At 63.7% G+C, this 19,672-nt stretch carries 17 protein-coding genes; 6 read left to right on the top strand and 11 right to left on the bottom strand.

Annotation, left to right across the window (positions count from 1 at the left end; translation table 11 throughout):
- Positions 1 to 2: 2 nt before the first annotated feature.
- A complete protein-coding gene (locus tag AC3QL2_RS22645; RefSeq protein ID WP_493232725.1) occupies positions 3 to 1,325 on the bottom strand; it encodes an NAD(P)/FAD-dependent oxidoreductase in 1,323 nt (440 codons plus the stop codon).
- A 184-nt stretch (positions 1,326 to 1,509) separates the two neighbouring features.
- Here AC3QL2_RS22645 and AC3QL2_RS22650 point away from each other — a divergent pair, with 184 nt between their 5' ends.
- Entirely contained in the window at positions 1,510 to 2,421 is a 912-nt protein-coding gene (locus tag AC3QL2_RS22650) for a MerR family transcriptional regulator (protein ID WP_493232573.1), read from the top strand.
- 41 nt (positions 2,422 to 2,462) lie between these two features.
- Here the strand turns inward: AC3QL2_RS22650 and AC3QL2_RS22655 are convergent, their stop codons facing one another.
- Positions 2,463 to 3,392 carry a LysR family transcriptional regulator gene (locus AC3QL2_RS22655; RefSeq protein WP_493232574.1) on the bottom strand — a complete coding sequence of 310 codons (930 nt, stop codon included), beginning with the start codon at positions 3,390 to 3,392 and terminating at the stop codon, positions 2,463 to 2,465.
- A gap of 118 nt (positions 3,393 to 3,510) precedes the next feature.
- Between AC3QL2_RS22655 and AC3QL2_RS22660 the strand changes: the two genes are divergently transcribed.
- Positions 3,511 to 4,092: an antibiotic biosynthesis monooxygenase gene (locus AC3QL2_RS22660; protein WP_493232575.1), complete on the top strand. Its 582-nt coding sequence runs from the start codon at positions 3,511 to 3,513 to the stop codon at positions 4,090 to 4,092.
- 127 nt (positions 4,093 to 4,219) lie between these two features.
- Here AC3QL2_RS22660 and AC3QL2_RS22665 read toward each other — a convergent pair whose 3' ends face one another.
- Together AC3QL2_RS22665 and AC3QL2_RS22670 are read right to left on the bottom strand one after the other, a co-directional pair.
- Positions 4,220 to 5,857: a flavin-containing monooxygenase gene (locus tag AC3QL2_RS22665; protein ID WP_493232576.1), complete on the bottom strand. Its 1,638-nt coding sequence runs from the start codon at positions 5,855 to 5,857 to the stop codon at positions 4,220 to 4,222.
- A gap of 246 nt (positions 5,858 to 6,103) precedes the next feature.
- A complete protein-coding gene (locus AC3QL2_RS22670) occupies positions 6,104 to 7,813 on the bottom strand; it encodes a sigma 54-interacting transcriptional regulator (protein ID WP_493232577.1) in 1,710 nt (569 codons plus the stop codon).
- Positions 7,814 to 8,039: 226 nt separating this feature from the next.
- On the opposite strand from AC3QL2_RS22670, the gene AC3QL2_RS22675 reads away from it, so the two are divergent.
- The gene (locus AC3QL2_RS22675; RefSeq protein WP_493232578.1) at positions 8,040 to 8,987 is read left to right on the top strand and encodes an alpha/beta hydrolase; all 948 of its coding nucleotides are present in this window, start codon (positions 8,040 to 8,042) and stop codon (positions 8,985 to 8,987) included.
- Positions 8,988 to 9,085: 98 nt separating this feature from the next.
- Positions 9,086 to 9,997: a SphA family protein gene (locus AC3QL2_RS22680; RefSeq protein WP_493232579.1), complete on the top strand. Its 912-nt coding sequence runs from the start codon at positions 9,086 to 9,088 to the stop codon at positions 9,995 to 9,997.
- Between the two features lie 34 nt (positions 9,998 to 10,031).
- On the opposite strand, the gene AC3QL2_RS22685 is transcribed toward AC3QL2_RS22680, so the two are convergent.
- Positions 10,032 to 10,925: a LysR substrate-binding domain-containing protein gene (locus AC3QL2_RS22685; RefSeq protein ID WP_493232580.1), complete on the bottom strand. Its 894-nt coding sequence runs from the start codon at positions 10,923 to 10,925 to the stop codon at positions 10,032 to 10,034.
- A gap of 106 nt (positions 10,926 to 11,031) precedes the next feature.
- On the opposite strand from AC3QL2_RS22685, the gene dkgB reads away from it, so the two are divergent.
- Positions 11,032 to 11,838 (top strand): 2,5-didehydrogluconate reductase DkgB, encoded by an 807-nt coding sequence (gene dkgB, locus AC3QL2_RS22690; protein ID WP_493232581.1) that lies wholly within the window; start codon positions 11,032 to 11,034, stop codon positions 11,836 to 11,838.
- Here dkgB and AC3QL2_RS22695 read toward each other — a convergent pair whose 3' ends face one another.
- From AC3QL2_RS22695 to AC3QL2_RS22720, 6 genes are all read right to left on the bottom strand, one after another.
- On the bottom strand, positions 11,839 to 12,957 hold the full coding sequence (locus AC3QL2_RS22695) for a methyltransferase (protein WP_493232582.1): 1,119 nt from the start codon (positions 12,955 to 12,957) through the stop codon (positions 11,839 to 11,841).
- Positions 12,954 to 13,586 carry a TetR/AcrR family transcriptional regulator gene (locus tag AC3QL2_RS22700; RefSeq protein ID WP_493232583.1) on the bottom strand — a complete coding sequence of 211 codons (633 nt, stop codon included), beginning with the start codon at positions 13,584 to 13,586 and terminating at the stop codon, positions 12,954 to 12,956. The genes AC3QL2_RS22695 and AC3QL2_RS22700 overlap by 4 nt, the downstream gene beginning before the upstream one ends.
- A gap of 194 nt (positions 13,587 to 13,780) precedes the next feature.
- Positions 13,781 to 14,575 carry an ethanolamine ammonia-lyase subunit EutC gene (gene eutC / locus AC3QL2_RS22705; RefSeq protein WP_493232584.1) on the bottom strand — a complete coding sequence of 265 codons (795 nt, stop codon included), beginning with the start codon at positions 14,573 to 14,575 and terminating at the stop codon, positions 13,781 to 13,783.
- Between the two features lies 1 nt (position 14,576).
- On the bottom strand, positions 14,577 to 15,968 hold the full coding sequence (locus tag AC3QL2_RS22710) for an ethanolamine ammonia-lyase subunit EutB (RefSeq protein WP_493232585.1): 1,392 nt from the start codon (positions 15,966 to 15,968) through the stop codon (positions 14,577 to 14,579).
- Positions 15,969 to 16,025: 57 nt separating this feature from the next.
- A complete protein-coding gene (eat, locus tag AC3QL2_RS22715; RefSeq protein WP_493232586.1) occupies positions 16,026 to 17,477 on the bottom strand; it encodes an ethanolamine permease in 1,452 nt (483 codons plus the stop codon).
- Between the two features lie 20 nt (positions 17,478 to 17,497).
- A complete protein-coding gene (locus tag AC3QL2_RS22720; RefSeq protein WP_493232587.1) occupies positions 17,498 to 18,379 on the bottom strand; it encodes a TorF family putative porin in 882 nt (293 codons plus the stop codon).
- Between AC3QL2_RS22720 and AC3QL2_RS22725 the strand changes: the two genes are divergently transcribed.
- The gene (locus AC3QL2_RS22725; protein WP_493232588.1) at positions 18,372 to 19,670 is read left to right on the top strand and encodes a helix-turn-helix domain-containing protein; all 1,299 of its coding nucleotides are present in this window, start codon (positions 18,372 to 18,374) and stop codon (positions 19,668 to 19,670) included. The two genes, AC3QL2_RS22720 and AC3QL2_RS22725, sit on opposite strands and share 8 nt — an antisense overlap.
- Positions 19,671 to 19,672 lie beyond the last annotated feature (2 nt).

The following is a 19,672-nucleotide window of genomic DNA, read 5'->3' on the forward strand; positions in this document are numbered from 1 at the left end:
TCCTAGACGGCTTCCGCTTCGCGGAGCACGCAGTTCGACGCGTCTTGCCAGGGCGCCATGACCCCGAGGCCGTTGGCGACCCGCAGTGCGGATCTCAGGCCATCCTCGTGGAAGCCGTAGCTGCCCCAGGCGCCGGCCAGCCAGATGCCGCCTTCGCCCTGGACCCTGCTCAGCCGTTGCTGGGCTGCAATGGCAGGGCCATCGAAGATCGGGTGGGCATAATCGAATTCGGCGATGACTTTGGCCGGATCCGGCTCGCGGGCCGGATTCAGGGTCACCACCACGGGGGCCGAGAACGGCAAGGGCTGCAGTTTGTTGATCAGGTAGGACACGCCGACCGGTTGGGCATCCGCGTCGGTGCCCGGAGTCGCCTTGCCGCCGAAATAGTTCCACGCCGACCACAGCTTGCGATCACGCGGCAGCAGGGCAGGGTCGGTATGCAGCACGGCACGGTTCGGCTGGTAGCCGATGGCGGACAGCACCTCACGCTGCCCATCGCTGGCCATCATTCCGAGGATGGAAAGAGCCTGGTCGCTATGGCAGGCCAGCACCACCTGATCGAACCCTTCGCTGCCCCCTGCATGCACTACGCGCAAACCGTCTGTCGTGCGCGTGACGGCTTGGACGGGGCAAGCGATGCGCACGTCGTGCAGCTTGGGGGCGATCTTCCTGACGTACTCGCGCCCGCCACCCTTCACGGTGCGCCACAGCGGCCGGTCGAAAATCTGCAGCAGGCCGTGGTTCTGGCAGAAATGGATGAAGGTGGCGAGCGGCATGTCGAGCATCTGCCCGATCGGGCAGGACCAGATCGCCGCGGCCATGGGCAACAGGTACCAATTGGAGAAGGCATCTGAATACCTGCCGTCGCGCAGGAAATCGCGCAGGCTTTGCGTGGTGTCCGGATGGGTCGCCAGCCAGGCTGTACTCTCGTGGTTGAACCGGAGTATGTCGCAAAGCATCGACCAGAACCGGGGCCGCACCAGGTTCCGTTTCTGCGCGAAAAGGGTCGCCAGGCTGCTGCCCGCCCATTCCAGATCGGGTGTTTCCAGACTGACCGAGAAGGACATCTCGGTCTCGACGCTATCGACGCCAAGTAACTCGAACAGCGCGATGAGGTTGGGGTAGGTCTTTTCGTTGAAAACCAGGAAGCCCGTGTCGACCGGATGCGTCTTGCCTTCGAGCGTCACATCCACCGTATTGGTGTGGCCGCCGAGGTAGGAGCCAGCCTCGAACACCGTGACGTCGTATCGGTGGGACAGCAACCAGGCAGTGGCCAGGCCGGAAATTCCGGCACCGACCACCGCGATGCGTTGCCTCGGGTTCATTCTGGCATTCAAGCTCTTCTCCTGATGGCCCGCGTCTATCGCGGGGCTCGTGGCAGGGACTTCTCTGCACTCGCCGGCATCGAAGTCGCCTTGTTTGTCCTAGACAAAGATGTGTTTTGTTCGTAAGGTAGTGAGCCAGAGATCTTATGTCAACGGTTTGTCTAATGTTTGTTCAGGACAAATTATGAATACACCCGGCTTCACCATTGCGGCTGTAGAGCGCGACACCGGGCTCTCCAAAGATGTCCTTCGAATGTGGGAGCGGCGTTACGGCTTCCCTGTGCCAGAGCGGGACGTTCACGGAGAGCGTGTCTATCCCGTTGCACAGGTTGAGCGCCTGCGAGCCATAAAACGCCTGATGGATCAGGGGTATAGGCCTGGAAAGCTGATTGCCACGCCGGTTGAGGAACTGAGCTTGCTGGCGCCGCGTCACGATCGGGCGGCTTTGGCAAAGGGACACGCAGTCGAGCACCCAGGGCACGGTGAGTTGCTCAGGCTGCTCAGGCAGCACGACGCCAGCGGCTTTGTTCAGGCCCTGCAACAGCAGCTGGCCCGCCAGGGTTTGCAGCGCTTTGTTCAGGACATCGTCGCACCGCTGACGCAGCAGGTCGGCGATGCCTGGGAGGACGGACACTTCGAGGTGTTCGAGGAGCACCTTTTCACCGAGCTGACCAAGCGCGTGTTACGCCAGGCGATCGCCGGTCTGCCGCAGGGCAGTGGCTCGCCGCGCGTGCTGCTGACCAGTGTGCCGGATGAGCAGCACATGCTCGGCCTGCTGATGGTCGAAGCCTTGCTGGCGCTTGAAGGGGCGGAGTGCATTCCGCTCGGCACGCAAATGCCCTTGCTGGAAATCAGCCGGGCGGCGATGGCCCATCGCGCCGACATCGTGGCCCTGTCGTTCTCGCTGGCATTTCCAGGGCGGCAGCTGCCGAAGCTGCTTGAGCAGCTACGCGGGGCGCTTTCGCCCGACGTCGAGTTGTGGGTGGGGGGAGGCGGTGCTTTGCGCCTTAATCCTCCGGCAGGGGTCCGCCATTTCTCCAGTCTGGAGCAGGGCGTCGGGGCGCTGGCGGCATGGCGGGGCGAACACGCTGGATAGAAGGTCTCTTCTCCTGGTTTTTGGGTGAGGGCGGGCGTGTTTCAGTCGTCAGGTTGCAGGGCGGTGTCGTCCAGCAAGCCCGTGATCGTGTCGCGCAACCAGGTCACGGCCGGATCTGCGTGGTTGCGCGGGTGCCAGGCCAGCCGCAGGCCGAACCCCCTGTCGTCGAAGGGTAAGTCGAACATGTCGAGTACGCCTGCAAAGCGGCTGCGCAACATCGAGGGCAGCGTGCACACGTAATCCGAGTTGCGCAGGATTTCCGGCACCAGCATGAACTTCTCGACGGACACCACCACGCTGCGCCGTCGCCCCCGTTCGGCCAGCGTTTCGTCGATGTAGCCGCTGAAGTGCCCGCCGAACTCGGTGACCAGCACGTGCCGCAGCGCGCAGTAGGCGTCCATGTCGAGGCTTGCCGTGCCGCGCGGATGATCCTTGCGCTGCGCCATCACGAAAGAACCGTGCAGCAGCGGCCGGACCTTCATCGAAGTGGGTAGGAGGCGCTCCGACGCGATCAGCAGATCGACGTCGCCACCTTCCATCTGCGCCGCGATCAGGCCGGCGTCGGGGTTACGTAAGGCGATGCGTACGCCGGGCCCAGCGCAGGATGCGAGCTTCTCGATGAGCGGCAGTCCCAGCACCACCATGGCGGTATCGTTGGCGGCGATCTGGAAGGTGCGCTCGTCCGTCAGCGGGTCGAAGCTCGGCTGGTACTGCACGACCGACTCCAGATCCTTCAGCACCGAATGGAGGATCGGCCCCAGGGCCAGCGCGCGGGCGGTGGGCGTCATTCCGCGGCCGGCTTCGGCGGGCAACAGCAGCGGGTCATTGAAGACCTGCCGCAGGCGCGCCAACTGGGCCGACAGCGCCGGCTGGCTGAGATGCAGGCGACGGGCGGCCCGCGTCACATTGCATTCGGCCAGCAGCGTGTCGAGGGAGACCAGCAGGTTCAGGTCGATCTGGCGTAGATCCATGGCAAGGTATCTTTGAAGATTATGGGTCAAATATCGATAATCGATTTCAACTATATCTCCACGGCCTCCATACTCCAATCAACGCGTTCAACGCCATGTACATGAAGGGAGAAACACCATGGAAGCCAGCGCCACCAAGACCCAGCCCGCTACGGCGAACCCTGTCATCCGCATCGCCCGCCGCCGCGTCCGGCCCGGACATGAGGCCGCTTATGAGGCTCTCGTCGGCGAGATGTTCCAGCAGATGCAGGCCTGCCAGGGCTTCCTCGGCGCGGAGCTGATCCCGGCCAATGCGCCGGACGGCGAGCACCAGGTCATCGTCCGCTTCTCGTCGGAGGATGCCCTCGCCAACTGGGACGCCAGCATGGCACGCTCGGATCTGCTGGCGCGGATGGCCAAGCTGGCCGACACCGACCCGGAGTACCGCCGTCTGTCCGGACTGGAGGCCTGGTTCACGCCGGCCGTCGTGCCCGCTACGATGCATCCGCCGCGGGCTCGCATGGCGCTGGTGACATGGATGGGCATCTTCCCGACGGTGTCGCTGGTGCTGTGGCTCGTCGAGCCGTTGGTACGTCCGTATCTGCCCTTCCTGCCCAAGGTCGCCTTGCTCACCGGCCTCATCGTCGTGACGATGACCTGGGTCGTGATGCCGCGGCTGACCAGGGTGATGCGCGGTTTCCTGAATCCGCGCGCACGCTGATGTACCCATGAAAAGAGCGCCGTGACACCTGGGGTGCCACGGCGAAATGGTCGTGGGCCGCGTGTTACCGCGGGAGATCACCCCGCGACGTGGAGGAGGACATCTGCGCCTTCGATGGTGATGCCGATCAGCGGGCGCGCGTCAGTGTGAAGCCCGCATAGCCTTCGGTCGCGCTGCGGCTGATGACCTCTTTGTAGTGCTTGCCGCCACCCAGATACACCATGAAGACCCTCGGTTTGCCGGGAATGTTGGCGCCCAGGTACCAGGAGGTGGCCTCGGGCAGCAGGGTCGCGTCCGCCAGCTCCTTGGTGTGCTGGATCCAGCGATCTTCCTCGGCCGTGTCGGCGCTGATGGTGCCGTAGCCGTTCCTGTCCATGTAGGTGATGCAGTTGGCGATCCATTCGCAGTGCATCTCGATGCCCAGCGGCATGTTGAACAGCACCGACGGGCTTTGCGGCCCGGTGATGAAGAACATGTTGGGGAAGCCGTGGGCGCCCAGGCCATACAAGGTGCGCGGGCCGGCCGACCAGTAATCCTTCAGGGGCTTGCCGCCTTCGCCGCGGATATCCATCTTGAACATCGCGCCGGTGAAGGCGTCGAAGCCGGTGGCGTAGATCAGGATGTCGAACTGGTATTCGGCGCCAGTGGTCCGCAGTCCGGTGGGGAGGATCTCCTCGATGGCGTTCTTCCGGATGTCGACCAGCTGCACATTGTCCCGGTTGTAGGTCTCGAAGTAATTGGTTTCGCAGGGCTGGCGCTTGGTGCCGTAGGCCTGGCTTTCGGGCGGGCAGAGCAGTTCGGCCACCGCCGGGTCCGTGACCCGTGAGCGGATCTTTTCACGCACGAAGTCGGCCGCATATTTGTTGGCTGTCGGGTCGAACAGGGTGTCTCCGTAGCAGCCGATCCACAGGCTGAAGCCGCCGTCTTCCCAGCACGCCTCGTACTGCTGTCGGCGCGCCTCGGGGCTGTCGGCGAGGGCAGAGGGCTTCAGGCGCTCGAAGGGGACGCCGGCGAAGGAATCCCAGGCCTGCTGGCGCAGGGCACGGTAGCTCTTCTTGACCTCGCGGTCGGCCACGGGATTCATCTGTTCATTGCGCAGCGGCGTACCGTAGTTGGGCGTCCGCTGGAAGACGGTCAGATGCGCGGCTTGTTCGGCGATCACCGGAATGGCCTGCATGGCGGTGGCACCGGTCCCGATGATGCCGACGCGCTTGCCTGCGAAATTGACACCCTCCCTGGGCCATTTTCCGGTGAACAGAAGCTGCCCCTCGAAGCTGCCGTGACCCTTGAATTGGGGAATGTTCGCGTCCGACAAAGTCCCGACGGCGGGAATGAAGAAGCGTGCAATCACGGTTTCGCCGCTATCCGTCGTGACGATCCAGCGCTGCGTCTCATCGTCGAAATGAGCGGATTTGACGCGGGTGTTGAAGGTGATGTCTTTATTGAGGTCGAATTTCCGTGCCACGAATTCCAGATACTCGAGAATTTCCGGCTGCGCGGCGTATTTCTCGGACCACGTCCATTCCTGTTCCAGCTCCGGGGAGAACGAGAAGGAGTAATGGTGGCTGGGAATGTCGCAACGGGCGCCGGGGTAGCGGTTCCAATACCAGGTTCCCCCGACGCCATCGGCACTTTCAAAGACCCGCGCCTTGAGTTTCAGGGTGTCCCGGAGCAGATGCAGCATGTAAAGCCCGGCAAAGCCGGCGCCCACGACAACGGCGTCGGCAATGGAGGTGGTTTCGTTTTCCGGGAGGGCTTGCGTCATGGTCTTGTCTCCTGTCTTGTCGATTTGGTTTATTTGCAGGCAGCGCGCGGTTCAGAGCCGCTGCCTGCATGCGGGGCGTCAGGCGCCCCGCAAGGGCTAATCAGCAAAGCCTGTGCCAAATCGAAATAAGCAAGACAAAACAGGAGCTTGAGTCAATCTTTTCAAATAAGGCCAAATGGATCGACTGTGTATCTATTCATAAAATCATCATGCGACTTCATGAAATTGTGAAATGGCCAGGGCGCCTTACTCCCCCTTGAGCTTCTCCAATCGATAGGCGAGCTGCGCCCGGGTCATGCCGATCAGGCGGGCCGCCTGCGTGACGTTGTCGTTGGCCAGGGCCATCGCGTTGCGGGTGATCGCGGACTCGAAGTCCGCGATCGAAAAGCCCTCGTTGAGCAATCTGACGCTGAGCTCGTCGTAGGGTGAGCGGGCAGGGAGGCGCTCGCTCTCCAGCTTGAGGCCGCCGGTCTGGGAGACGAGGGTATGCCCGGCATCTTCGTCCGGTGGGGAGGCGAACAGCGAGTCGATGTCGATGCTGCGGTTATGGTCGGTCAGGATCACGCCGCGCTCGATCATGTTCTCGAGCTCCCGGATGTTGCCGGGCCAGCCGTAGTTCTTCAGCGCCCTCAGGGCTCGGTCCGAAATGCCCAGCGTGGTCTTCTTGTACAACGCATGGAACTTGCCGAGGAAATGCCGGGCCAGGAGCGGTATGTCCTCCGCGCGCTCCCGCAGCGGCGGGATCGACACCGGATAGACATTGAGCCGGTAGAAGAGATCGGCGCGGAATTTCCCCTTTTTCACAGCTTCGTGAAGGTCTTCGTTGGTGGCTGCGACGACCCGCACGTCGATCTTGCGCACGAAGGTGCCGCCAACCCGTTCCAGTTCCCCCTCCTGCAGCACCCGTAACAAGGCGGCCTGGGCGCCGGGCGTCAGCTCGACCACTTCGTCGAGGAAGATCGTGCCGCCGTCGGCGCGTTCGAACTTGCCCTCACGGCTGACGTTGGCGCCGGTGAATGCGCCCCGTTCCACGCCGAAGAGTTCCGAGGCGATCAGATCCGACGGAATCGACGCACAGTTCACCGCAACGAAGGGCTGGGCGGACCGATCCGACAGCGCGTGCAGGCTGCGGGCGAAGACTTCCTTGCCAACGCCGGTTTCGCCAAGCAGCAGGACCGACGCGCGGCTTTTTGCACCCCGCTCGATGAGATCCTTTGCTTTCAGGAAGCCGGCCGAACGCCCAATGAAGCTGACCGAGTCGGTCGGGGAGGAGCGCGCCGCGCGGACCGTTTCCTGCAGCTCGGAGACCTGGGTGCGCAGGGCGAGCAACTCCTCCGCCACCGAATCGGGCTCGTAGAATTTCTCCAGTTCCGCGCGGTCGTCCCATTCCTCTGCGGGTTTGCCGATGATGCGGCAGTGGGCGGCGCCACAGCCCGCACAGGTCTCCTCCTTGAACAGGATCTTGCGGCCCATGTAATAGCTGGTGAAGCCGCTGGAATAGCCGATCAAGGTCCAGCACACCGGCTCTGCCGCCCGCCCGAACTGCTGCTGATGGGCCTCGGCCTCGTAGGATTCCGTCCATTCGAAGCGGCCGATGAAGGCGCCGGTGGACAGGTCGAAAGACAGCTCCAGCGGCTCCACCTGCACCAGCCCCTTGATGCAGGCCAGCTGGGGACCGACCAGGAAGGCATCTGCCGTCGTGATCTCCGGCCGCAGCTTGCGGGCGAGCGCCGCGTCCTTGAAGCCGGCATGAAAGCCGAAACGCATCAACAGTCCGCTGGCCCGCTCCAGGCCCAGCGTTTCGATGAGTTCCTTGCGCAGCAGGCTCATGCCTGAAGCATGAAACAGGAGCATGCGCTGTTCGTTGAACCACACTTTGCCGTGGGCCGGGTCGAAGCGGACCTGGGACAACAGGTCAGCATCCGACGGGTACTGGGGGCTACTACTCTTGCTCACTGATCACGCCTTTCTGCCGAGGCCCGTTTCATCAATTCATGAATCGACTTCATCAAATTCTCAAAACCCCCACCGTGCCTGCGCAAGGGAAGCCCCTTCTCGATGCGCCGCATCAAACTTCGTTATTACATGATCAATATAGCTTTTTGCTTTCATTTGGGTCCAGTGGCATGGCCGTTGCTGATGTGCATGGGTGCTTTGCACATCACCAAAGGAGACAAGAACAATGCCACTCGATCAGGCATCGACACAGATGCTGCAACAACTGGCAGAAATGGGCGCCAAGCCGTTTCACCAGATGAGCCCGGACGAAGCCAGGCGCTTTCTGGCCGCATTCCGGCCTGCCTATGGCAGCGGGCCGTCCATGAACCGGGTCGTGGAGGAAATGCTGCCGATACCGGGCGGCCATTGCGCCGTGCGCGTGCTGATTCCGTCGGACGACATCTGCGGTGTGATTCTCCATTGCCACGGCGGCGGCTGGGTCACGCTGTCCATCGACGATTACGATGCCTTCGGGCGAACGCTGGCGGCTCAATCGCGTTGCGCCGTCGTGCTCGTCGAATACCGTCTTGCCCCGGAGCATCCATTTCCCGCCGCGCTGGATGACTGCCAGGTCGCATTGAACTGGCTTGCCGATGCCCGCGGCCGACTGTTTGGCCAGGCATCCCTGCCGCTCATCGTGTGCGGTGACAGTGCCGGCGGCAATCTCGCCGCGGTGCTCGCTAATCGTGCCGCGCGGGGGCAGGGCCCTGAGCTCGCGATGCAGGTTCTGCTGTATCCGGTCACCCAGGCCCGGTTCGATACCGACAGTTATCTCAATCCCGATTTTCAATTGCTGCTGTCGCGGGAAGACATGGCCTGGTTCTGGAGCCATTACTTGCCCGACGCGGTCCGGCGCGACCTGCCGGATGCCTCGCCGCTCCACGAGGCGGACGTCTCCAGGCTACCGCCCACGCTGATCGTCGGTGCGGAACTGGACGTGCTGAACAGCGATGCCGATGCCTATGCGGCCAAGCTGGAGGCGGCCGGCGTGCCGGTGGTCCACCGTCGTTTTGAGGGCCAGATGCACATCTTCGCCACCATGATCAACGTGCTGCCGGCCAGTGCCGAGGCCATCCGCCTGATCGCCGACGAAATCGACCGCGTCCTCGCGACCACCCTGGCGCACACATAAGAGCAGCCCCATCAGTCGAGAAGGGCAGGGCGGCACGCGCCAGCTTCAGGCGTTTGCCGTGGCCCAGTACGACCCAAAAGAATACCGGAGACAACAGAATGAAGAAGCTCGTGCTTTGCAGCGCCGCGTTTGCGCTGGGATTGAGCATCGGTTCGCGCGACGCGGCCGCCACCGAAAACGGCGCAACGAACTGGCCCCTCGGCGTCAATACCATCCTTCCGGCCTTATTGCCGCCGCCCGGCAATACGCAGTTCTACAGCTATACGGTGCGTTACAGCGCGAACCGTTTCGTGGATGCCGGCGGAAAGTCGATCATTCCCGGCTTCAAGCTGACGCAATACGCGCAAGCCTTCCGCTTCGTCCATACCTGGGATTACCAGACCGAAAGTGGCGTGCGTTTCAGCAGCGGCATGATTCCCTCTGCGGATTACACCAAATTGCGGATCGGCGGCATGCAGGACGACGCCACCGGATTCAATCAGGTTTATCTCACGCCCTTGTACCTGACCTATTCCCCGTCGCCCTCGCTGCATCTGCTCACCGGTTTCAGCGGATTCGTTCCGCTTGGCAATTTCGACCGCAATGGCCTGGCCAATACCACCAGCAATTACCGGTCCTATGTGCAGGAATTCGGCCTCACATGGTTCATTACGCCGGCGTGGGAGCTTTCCATGTCGCCCACGTTGTCCTTCAACGAGCGCAACAAGGCGACCGGCTATCGCTCTGGCAATGTGCTGAACACCGATTTCAGCGTCGGCTACCGGCCTGCATCCATGCCGCAACTGCAGCTGTCCCTGGCTGGCTACCATACCTACCAGTTCTCCGACGACCGAGCCGAGGCCGGTGCCGTTGCCGGCGGCAACCGTTTGAAGAAGCTCGGGCTCGGTCCGCAGGTCTTCTACGCCTTCGACAAGGCGAGCGGCATCGTCTTCAAGGCCTTGCATGAGGTGGACGTGGAGAACGGGCCCAAGGGCAAATCGTTCTGGGTGCAATTCTCCACGCCGATCTGAGGCTGTGAGGTAGCGGAGGAGCCCGTGTATCAGGCTAGCGGGTTTCTCCGCGCAACTGCGTAGCCAGATAGTCCACGAAATGCGCAACCCGTGCCGCCAGGAAGCCCTGGCGGTAGAACACCGCCCAGACGGGCTGTTTCCATGGCAGCACGGCGTCGGGCAGAACTTCGACGAGGCTGCCCGCGCTGAGATCGTCGCGGACCAGGAAGTCCGACAGGCAGGCAATGCCGTTGCCGGTGCGTGCCAGGAAGGCCAGCGTCTCCCCGTTGGAGGCGGCGATGGTCGGTTCGATCGGGTAGCCGTCGGCGCCGGCGTGCTGCAGCGGCCACAGGTTAAGGGATGAGGGCTGGGTGAAGCCGAGCAGCGCGTGCGTCGCCAGGTCGTCGGCGTGCTGCGGCCGGCCGCGCCGGGCCAGGTAGTCGGGCGACGCCACGAGGCGCAGGCGGCTCTCCAGCAGCAGGCGGGCGTTGAGTGTCGAATCCTGTAACTGGCCGACGCGCAGCGCCACGTCGGCACGCTGTTCGATCAGATCGACGATGGTTTCGCCGGACGTCAGCTCGAGCTGGATGCGCGGATAGCGGCGGCAGAACTCCGGCAGCAGCGGCGCCAGCACGTGGTTGAACACCGGCGTGGCGGCATTGACGCGCAGCAGTCCGGAAGGGTGTTCGGCGGCCGACTGCAGCGTCAGCGCCGCGGCCTCCAGGCGGCCAAGGATGTCCCGCGCGTTGTCGAGGAACCAGCGTCCCTCGTCGGTCAGGTCGAGCCGGCGCGTGGTGCGGGTGATCAGGCGCACGCCGAGCTGCTTTTCCAGCTTGCTGATGCTGCGGCTGATGCCGGAGGGCGTCAGCTGCAGGCGCTCGGCGGCGGCGGAGAAGGAGCCTTCCTCGATGATGGCGACGAAGGCCTGCAGGGTCTCGGTGGCGAGCATTGTTGATCAAGGGTCAAAAGATATTGGCTTTTTGACGCATTTTTCCGGGCTTGGCAAGCATAGACAATAGGGGCCATCCACTTCGAGATTGCTTCAGGAGCCCTCCATGCTCATTCCCGCCTTTGGCCTCGGCACCTTCCGCCTGCAGGGCCAGACCGTCATCGACTCCGTCGCCCAGGGTCTCGAACTCGGCTACCGGGCCATCGACACCGCGCAGATCTACGCCAACGAGGCTGAGGTTGGCCAGGCCATCGCCCAGTCCGGCGTGCCCCGCAATGCGCTGTTCCTGACCACCAAGATCTGGACCGACAACTACGCTCGCGACAAGCTGCTGCCGAGCCTGCGCGAGAGCCTCGAGAAACTGCGTACCGACGCCGTGGACCTGACGCTGATCCACTGGCCGGCGCCGGGCAACCCGGTGCCGCCGGAGGAGTATCTGCCCGCGCTTGCCGAGGCGAAAGCGCTTGGGCTGACCCGACAGATCGGCGTGTCCAACTTCAACATTGCGCTGACCCGGCGCGCCATCGAAATCCTCGGCCCCGGCGAGATCGCCACCAATCAGATCGAGCTGAGCCCGCATCTGCAGAACCGCGCGCTGACCGCCTTCCTCGCCGAAGCAGGCATCCAGGTCACCTCCTACATGACCCTCGGCTACGGCAAGGTTCTGGAAGACCCGGTGGTGCAGGGGATTGCCGAGCGCCTCGGCGCCACGGCTGCGCAGGTGACACTGGCCTGGGCGCTGGCCAAGGGTTACGCCGTCATCCCCTCGTCGACGAAGCGGGAGAATCTGGCCAGCAACCTGCGGGCCACCCATCTGCACCTGCCGGTGGATGCGGTCGCAGCCATCGATGCCCTCGACCGTGGAAGTCGCCTGGTCGATCCGGAAGGCCTGGCGCCGGTGTGGGATGTGTAACTAGCGATCGCCGGAACGCAGCAGCAGGATGCTGCCGAGGGAGCGGAGACCGATGACTTCCTCGAGCGTCATTCCGGCGCCTTGAATGACGGTTCGCCACTCCGCCAGGGTGCGCTCCCGCCCGCGTGAGCCGACAAACATCTGCATGTCGAAGGACGCGCTGGCCAGATCGGCCTTGCTGTCCGGCACGATCATTTCCAGCACGGCGACACGGGCGCCGCTGCTGCCGATGGCTTCGCGGAGGCGGCCCAGCGCCCGGATGCACTCCTCGTCGCCAAAACCGTGGAGGACGGCGGACAGCAGGTAGATGTCCTGCGGGCTGTTGGCGGTGGGTAGGGCGCCGAAGAGATCGCCGGCCTGGAAGTGCAGGCGTTCGACGCCGTCGGTGCGATGTTGCGTCCAGTAGCGTTCGGCTTCCTCAACGACCTGGCGGCGATCCACGACCAGTGCCGACAGCTTGGGATGGCGTTTCAGGATCGCCAGGGCCTTGCTGCCGCGGGCGCCGCCGACATCGATGAGGCGCTCGAAGCGGCCCCAGTCCATGTCGGTGGCGAAGCCATCGCCGGCCAGCGCCTCGACGCTGTCCATGGCTTCCGAGAAACTCCGGTCGAAATCCGCGTGGCGGTCCAGATAACCGAAAAGATCCTCCCCGTGGCTCAGCCGGAACGGCGGCGTGCCGCTGCGAATGCCTGCCTCTAGCTGCTCGAACCAGGGGCGGCTCATGGTCTCCGAGTTGTGCATCAGGATCATCGCGCGCACGCTGCGGGCGCTGTCACGGCGCAGGCAGTGGGACAGCGCGTTGTTGCGGAAGACCATGGGCGCGGTCTCTTCGAACACGCCCATGGCGGCCAGCAGGCGCATCAGGCGCCCGAGGGCGTCACCGTCGGCGCCGACCTGGTCGGCAATCCCGTCGGCGCTCACGGCTTGTGTGCCCAGCACGGTGGCCACATCCAGTTGTGCTGCAACGTATAACGCCCGCGATTGCCAGAAGGCGCTGCCCATCTGCACCAGCCGGAAAGGGGCGGGTGTCAGCTTGTTGGGGATGGCCTGGAGCCAGGCACCGAACTTCATGGCCTTGGCAAAGCGGCGCACCGCGCCGGCGTTCATCTGGAAGCTCATGCGTCCGCTCCCGTGATGTCCGCGCTGGCCGGCGCCAGGCCGGCGGCGAACAGGCGACCGTTGAAATCGGCGAGCCGGCTCAGAAAGGCCGCGTCCATGGGCCGCTCCATCTGCTCCTCGAAGATGTCCTTGAGCAGCATCGGCGTCATGGCCAGGCTGACGAAGGACAGGCGCAGGATGTCCGGGTCGATGCCCGGCGCGATCTGGCCGTCGGCCTTGAGGTCTTCCACCTTGCGCGCGCCGCGGGTACGTCCGCGTTCCAGCAATTGCTGGATGAAGCGGCGGCCCGGCCCCTGGTGAAGGGCCAGCACCTTGAGGATCAGCTTCGGGAATTCGGGGTGCGCCGATATGGTCTGGTAATACAGGTTCAGGAAGTCCCGGAAGCCATCGGTCGAGGCGAGCATCGGCCCGTCGAGCACGTCCAGCAGCGGGCTGAGGGTCTCGCGGATCATCTCCTCGTAGAGGCCCTCCTTGCTGCCGAAGTAGTAACGGATCATCGACACGTTGGCGCCGGCTTGCTCGGCGATGCGCCGGGTGCTGACGCGGTGGTAGTCGTCGACGAGAAAGCACGCCAGCGCCGCCTTGACCAAGCGGTCCCGGACGGGCTCGGCAGCCTGCGGATTTTCCATGATCGGCTCGGGGGATTTCGATGCCGGCAAGGCTATCACCCGTCATGGCGGGGTCCTTCCCACTTTCGTCAATCAATTTGGCGCGGATGATTGAAGCGCACCGCGATGCACGAAGGTGCCACTATTTCGCGCCCAAAAAAATGGGTTGAGGGGGAGGACCTCAACCCAAAAAGGTGACATCAACTACAAAGGGACTACTCCAGAAGAAAGTTCTGCCCAACCCGGCCAAGGCGTTGGGGCGCGGCCTCGGTCTCGTCCTTCAGCAGCACGCCGGAAAGCTCGCGCCGGAAGGCTTCGGTGATCAGATACATCAGCTTGTGCAGCGCCTCGCCGTACTCCAGGCCGTCCTTGCGCACGTTCGAGATGCAGTTGCGCTGGGCGTCGTTGGCGCCCGGCTGTGGCGCCCAGGTGATGTAGATGCCCATGCTGTCGGGCGAGCTCAGCCCGGGCCGTTCGCCAATCAGCACGATCGCCAGCTTGGCGCCGAGGGCCTTGGCAATCGGGTCTCCGATGGCGACCCGGCCCTGGCGGACGATGCTGATCGGCGCTACGGTGAAGGCCTGTTTCGTGAGCGCCGGCATCAGCATGTCGAGAAAGGGCAGGGCGTTCTGCTCGATGGCGAAGGCGGACAGCCCGTCCACCACCACGATGGAGATATCGCATTCAGCCTGTGCATCGGAGAAGGCTTGCAGTTGCACCTTCGACGTATCGGACGGAATTCGCCCGAGGTCCGGCCGCTGCAGGTAAGTCGCCCGGTCCTGGGCCGCGCTATGCACCATGAAGCTCCGCCAGCCGCGCGTGTCCAGCGCCATGCGCAGTGCCTGTCCGTCGAGCGGGTGATGCACGGCATTGCGGGCCCGCGCGTGGGCGAACTGGAATTCCAGGTGAGGGCGCGTCGGTAGGCTGGTGCCGGCCCGCCCGAGCCCGATGCGGGCCTGGGTGAAGCGCGTCAGCACATGCCACAGGTTCGGAGTGAGGATGTCGCTCATGTCAGACTCCCAGCTTGCGGATGCTGTCGAGGAAGATCCCCGGCGTCTTGTCGGCGAGGATCTTCGCGTCGCCGGAGAAGATGCCGACCCGCTGCAACCAGGCCTCGAACTCGGGCGCCGGCCGCGAGCCGAGCACCTTCCGCACGTAGAGCGCGTCGTGGAAGGACGTGGTCTGGTAATTGAGCATCACGTCGTCCGAGCCGGGAATGCCCATCACGAAGTTGATCCCGGCCACAGCGAGCAGCGTCAGCAGCATGTCCATGTCGTTCTGGTCGGCCTCGGCGTGGTTCGTGTAGCACACGTCGCAGCCCATCGGCACGCCCAGCAATTTGCCGCAGAAGTGGTCCTCGAGGCCGGCGCGGATGATCTGCTTGCCGTCGTACAGATACTCCGGGCCGATGAAGCCGACCACGGTATTGACGAGGAAGGGCGAGAACTCCCGTGCCACCGCGTAGGCGCGTGCTTCGCAGGTCTGCTGATCGACGCCATGGTGGGCATTGGCCGACAGCGCGCTGCCTTGGCCGGTCTCGAAATACATCACGTTCTGGCCGACAGTGCCGCGCCCGAGGGCGCGTGCCGCCTCGTAGCCCTCACGGAGAATCCCCAGGTTGATGCCGAAGCTGCGGTTCGCCGCCTCGGTGCCGGCGATCGACTGGAACACCAGGTCCAGTGGTGCGCCCCGGTTGATGGCCTCGATGCTGGTCGTCACGTGGGTCAGCACGCAGGACTGGGTCGGAATCTCGTAGCGCCGGATCACCGCGTCGAGCATCTGGATCAGCGTGATCACCGCGTTCACGTTGTCGGTGGCCGGGTTGATGCCGATCACCGCGTCGCCGTTGCCGTACATCAGCCCGTCCACGACGCTGGCCGACACGCCCGCCGGATCGTCTGTCGGATGATTGGGCTGCAGGCGCGTGGACAGGCGGCCGGGCAGGCCGACCGTGGTGCGGAAGGCGGTGACGACGCGGCACTTCTTGGCTACCAGGATCAGGTCCTGGATGCGCATGATCTTCGACACCGCCGCCGCCATCTCCGGCGTCAGGCCCGGCGCGAGGCGGGCCAGCGTCTCTTCCGTCGCCAGGTCGGACAGCAGCCAGTTGCGGAAATCGCCGACCGTCAGGTGCGCCACCGGCCGAAAGGCTTCGGCGTCATGCCGGTCGATGATGAGGCGGGTGACTTCGTCCTGCTCGTAGGGAATGACGGTTTCCGACAGGAACTGCGCCAGCGGGACCTCGGCGAGCGCCATCTGGGCGGCGACCCGCTCCTCGTAGTCGGCCGCCGCGACACCGGCGAGGTAGTCGCCGGAGCGCGCCGGCGACGCCTTGGCCAGCAGATCCCGCAGATCCTGGAACCGGTAGACCTTGTGGTCGACAGTGTGGGAGTACATCGGCATGGGGTGTTCCTTGCTTCTCTGCCGCGGGGGCCGGGGCGGTGCCCGGCCCCCGCACGGTTAGGCCTTGGCCTTCGAAGTGAGCTGGCGCTCCAGTTGCATCTCTTCCTCGGATTCGAGCATGTCGTCCAGCGGCGCGGTCTCCCGCCGCCCCTTGACGGCGATGAAGACGACGTAGCCGACCACCAACAGGCCGAAGAAGACCGCTGCCACCGCGCCGTTGTAGTAAATCATCGTGGCGAGGCAGACCACTGCCCCGAGCAGCGCGAACAGCGGGAAGTAGGGGTAGAAGGGCGCCTTGAAAGGCCGCTCCATGCCCGGCTCGGATTTGCGCAGCTTGAACAGGGACAGCATGCTGACGATGTACATCACGATGGCGCCGAACACCGACATGGTCACGATGTTGGCGGTCAGCGTCTGGCCGCCGAACTGGATCAGCTCGTCGCTGTAGATCGCCGCGATGCCCACCACACCACCGGACAGGATCGCCCGGTGCGGCGTCTTGAAACGCGGATGCACCTCGGCGAACCACTGGGGCAGGTAACTGGCGCGGGCCAGCGCGAAGATCTGCCGCGAGTAGCCGAGGATGATGCCGTGGAAGGACGCGATCAGGCCGAACATGCCCAGCCACACCAGCATGTGGGTCCAGCCGCTGTTCTCGCCGACGATGTACTTCATGGCCTTCGGTAGCGGATCGTTGATGTTCGACAGCTGGGTCCAGTCGCCGGCGGCGCCCGCAAAGATCATCACGCCGATGGCGAGCACGAGGAGGGTGAGGATCCCGGTCGTGTAGGCGATGGGGATCGAGCGCTTCGGGTCCTTCGCCTCTTCCGCCGCCATGGCGACGCCCTCGATGGCCAGGAAGAACCAGATCGCGAACGGCACCGCCGCGAAAATGCCGGGGACTGCATCCATGCTGAAGCTGTCATGGCCGGCCCAGCCGCCCTTCATCAGGTTGCTGATCGAGAAGCCCGGCGCGACGACGCCCATGAACACCAGCAACTCGAAGATCGCCATCAGGGTCACGACCAGCTCGAAGGTGGCTGCGATCTGCACGCCGACGATGTTGAGCCCCATGAAGACCAGATAGGCACCGAGCGCCACGTGCTTGGGGTCGAGCCCCGGAAACTGCACGTTCATGTAGGCACCGATTGCGAGTGCGATGGCCGGCGGGGCAAACAGGAACTCGACCAGCGTCGCCGTCCCGGCCAGATAGCCGCCGAAGGGCCCGAAGGCATGGCGTGCGTACGCAAAGGGCCCGCCCGCGTGGGGGATGGAGGTGGTCAGTTCCGTAAAGCTGAAGATGAAGGTCGTGTACATGGCGGCGATGAAGATCGCCGTCACGAAGAAGCCCAGCGTGCCGGCCGCGGCCCAGCCGTAGCTCCACCCGAAATACTCGCCGGAGATCACCAGCCCGACCGCGATGCCCCACAACTGCCAGGTGCCGAGGGTTTTGCTGAGCTCGTGGTGCGTCACGCTGCCGACGTGCTTGCCGTGCTTTTCAAGTTCCATGGATGCCATTCCTCCTCGGGTCAGAACGCACGGGCGATCGAGACGACCGCGCGGGTCCGGGCGACGCTGTCGGTGTCACCGCTGCCGGTCAGCGCTGCGTAGTTCTTGAACGCATCCGGCCGGGTCGTCGCCCAGACGGACAGCCCCAGGCTCCAGTTGTCGGCCAGGGTCTTGTTCACGCCGACCCGCGCGTAGGACCAGTTGAGGCCGGTGCTGTGGGCGATCCATTCCCGCCCGAGCTGCAGCGACACATTGACCGACTCCATCACATCGTAGGATGCGCCCAGTTCGGCGTACTGGGAGCCGCGGGTTGATCCGGTGACGCCAGCGTGCGGGTCTTCCGCCGAGAATACGCCCGGCGCCGAATTGTTGACGTTCCAGCCGTAGAAGCGCGTCAGCGTGCGGCCGTATTTCACCGACAACCAGTCGTAGCTGATTCCAATCGATGGCTCCAGCGTATTCGGTTTCGAAGACGTGAAGGTCTTCCCGTCCAGCGCCTTGCGGTAATCGCCGCCCGGGTAATAGACGTAGAGCATATTGAGATCGAGGGTAAACAGCGAAGCCAGCCCGGTCTTGTAGCCGACGTAATAGTCCGTTTCGAGATTGGCCCCCGGCACCCATTTCTCCGAAACATTGGAAGCCCAGAAGCCGGCATAGATACCCGAGGCATGCTTGAGGTCGACGCCGAATTGCAGTGCCGGCCCGCCGAAGGTCTGGCTCAGGCCACGCCAGACGTAATCGTTGCTGAAGGAAACGTTGCCCGTCATCGAATAGGGCGGCGCTTCCGATGCACTGACGGATTGCTCGGCAGCCTGACACGGAGCACTCAGAAGGAAGCCTGACGCCACCCCCAATGCGGCAAAGCGCGCAACGCGCAGGCCGCAGCCTTGAAACTTGATCACCATTGTCTCCTCGTTATGGATATTGGGGACTGCGTACCGCTTCCTGCGTCCCTTCCGTAACGTTAAGTCAGCGCCCAAAGCGCCGCTATCGCAAATCGGCAGACCTGAAGTAGAGATTCAAGATGCTGATTTAAATGGGAATCTTCGCTGTTGGGCGTACATCTTCCGGTTCGTCGCCAAGCGCAAGGGCGCGCGTGCTGTCCAAAATCGGCAAGTGCGCGATCGACGGCGACACCTCTTGCAGCCGCTATTTATCGTGATACTGTATTCCCGCTTCCAGGAATTCGAGATGAACGATTCGTCCCTTACGCGGCTACCCCTTTCAGAGACAACGGCGGAAAGTGAGAACCACATCCGCTCCGTCCGCACGTCGGATCTGGAAGAGCAGGCCGCCCAGTTGAAGGGCTGGCAGCAGCATTACTCGCAGCTTTCCGCAGGGGCCTTCAAAGGGGAATTCAAGGAGCTCGAGTTTCCCGGTCTCCAATTGTTTTTCGAGACCACCAGCAGCACGCTTTTCCAGACCGGCGCAATGCCGCCGGATATCGTCGCTATCGGTTTGCCATTGGCTTATGACGGCAACGGGCATTTCTGTGGTGAAGCCATGTCCACCGCGGCATTGCATTGTTTTGCGGGGCAGGGCGGATTTGAATATTTGTCGCCGGAAGGCCTGGTCATGTCGGGCATCGTCATTCGCGCTTCGGACCTGCTGGGGCAACTCAGCCGCTCCGAAGCGGAGAAGATTGCCCAGGTGCTCGAAAGACCCCAACTGCTCAAGGTGGACGAAAAGAGCATCGCCTCCCTGCGCAGCTTCATCACCGGCATTTCGCTGATGGCCGAGCGTGCCCCGCAGACGCTGGAGAGCGAATATCTGCTGCACTCCCTCGGGCAGTCCGTCGCCAACGCCTTCATCGACACCATGCTGACGCGCATCGACACCGAGACGGTGCGCATGAGCAACGCCCAGCGCCTCAAGCTCATCAAGAGCGTGCGCGACATCGTCGTCGGCACGCCCGATACCCCGCCGAGCATCCAGGAACTCTGCGACACCCTCAACGTGAGCCGCCGTACATTGCAGAACTGCTTCCAGGTCGGCCTGAACTGCACGCCGCTGGATTTCATCAAGATCGTCCGCCTCAACGGCGTCCGCGCCATGCTCCGCCACTGCGCCACCGTCTCCGAAGCCGCGTCCCACTGGGGCTTCTGGCACTTTGGCAATTTCGCACGGGACTACCGCGCCCTGTTCGGCAAGCTGCCTTCAGTTGAGCATGGCCAGCTGCAGAAACAGCGCTGACC

It is taken from the genome of Zoogloea sp. GW822-FHT05C07, assembly GCF_058800215.1.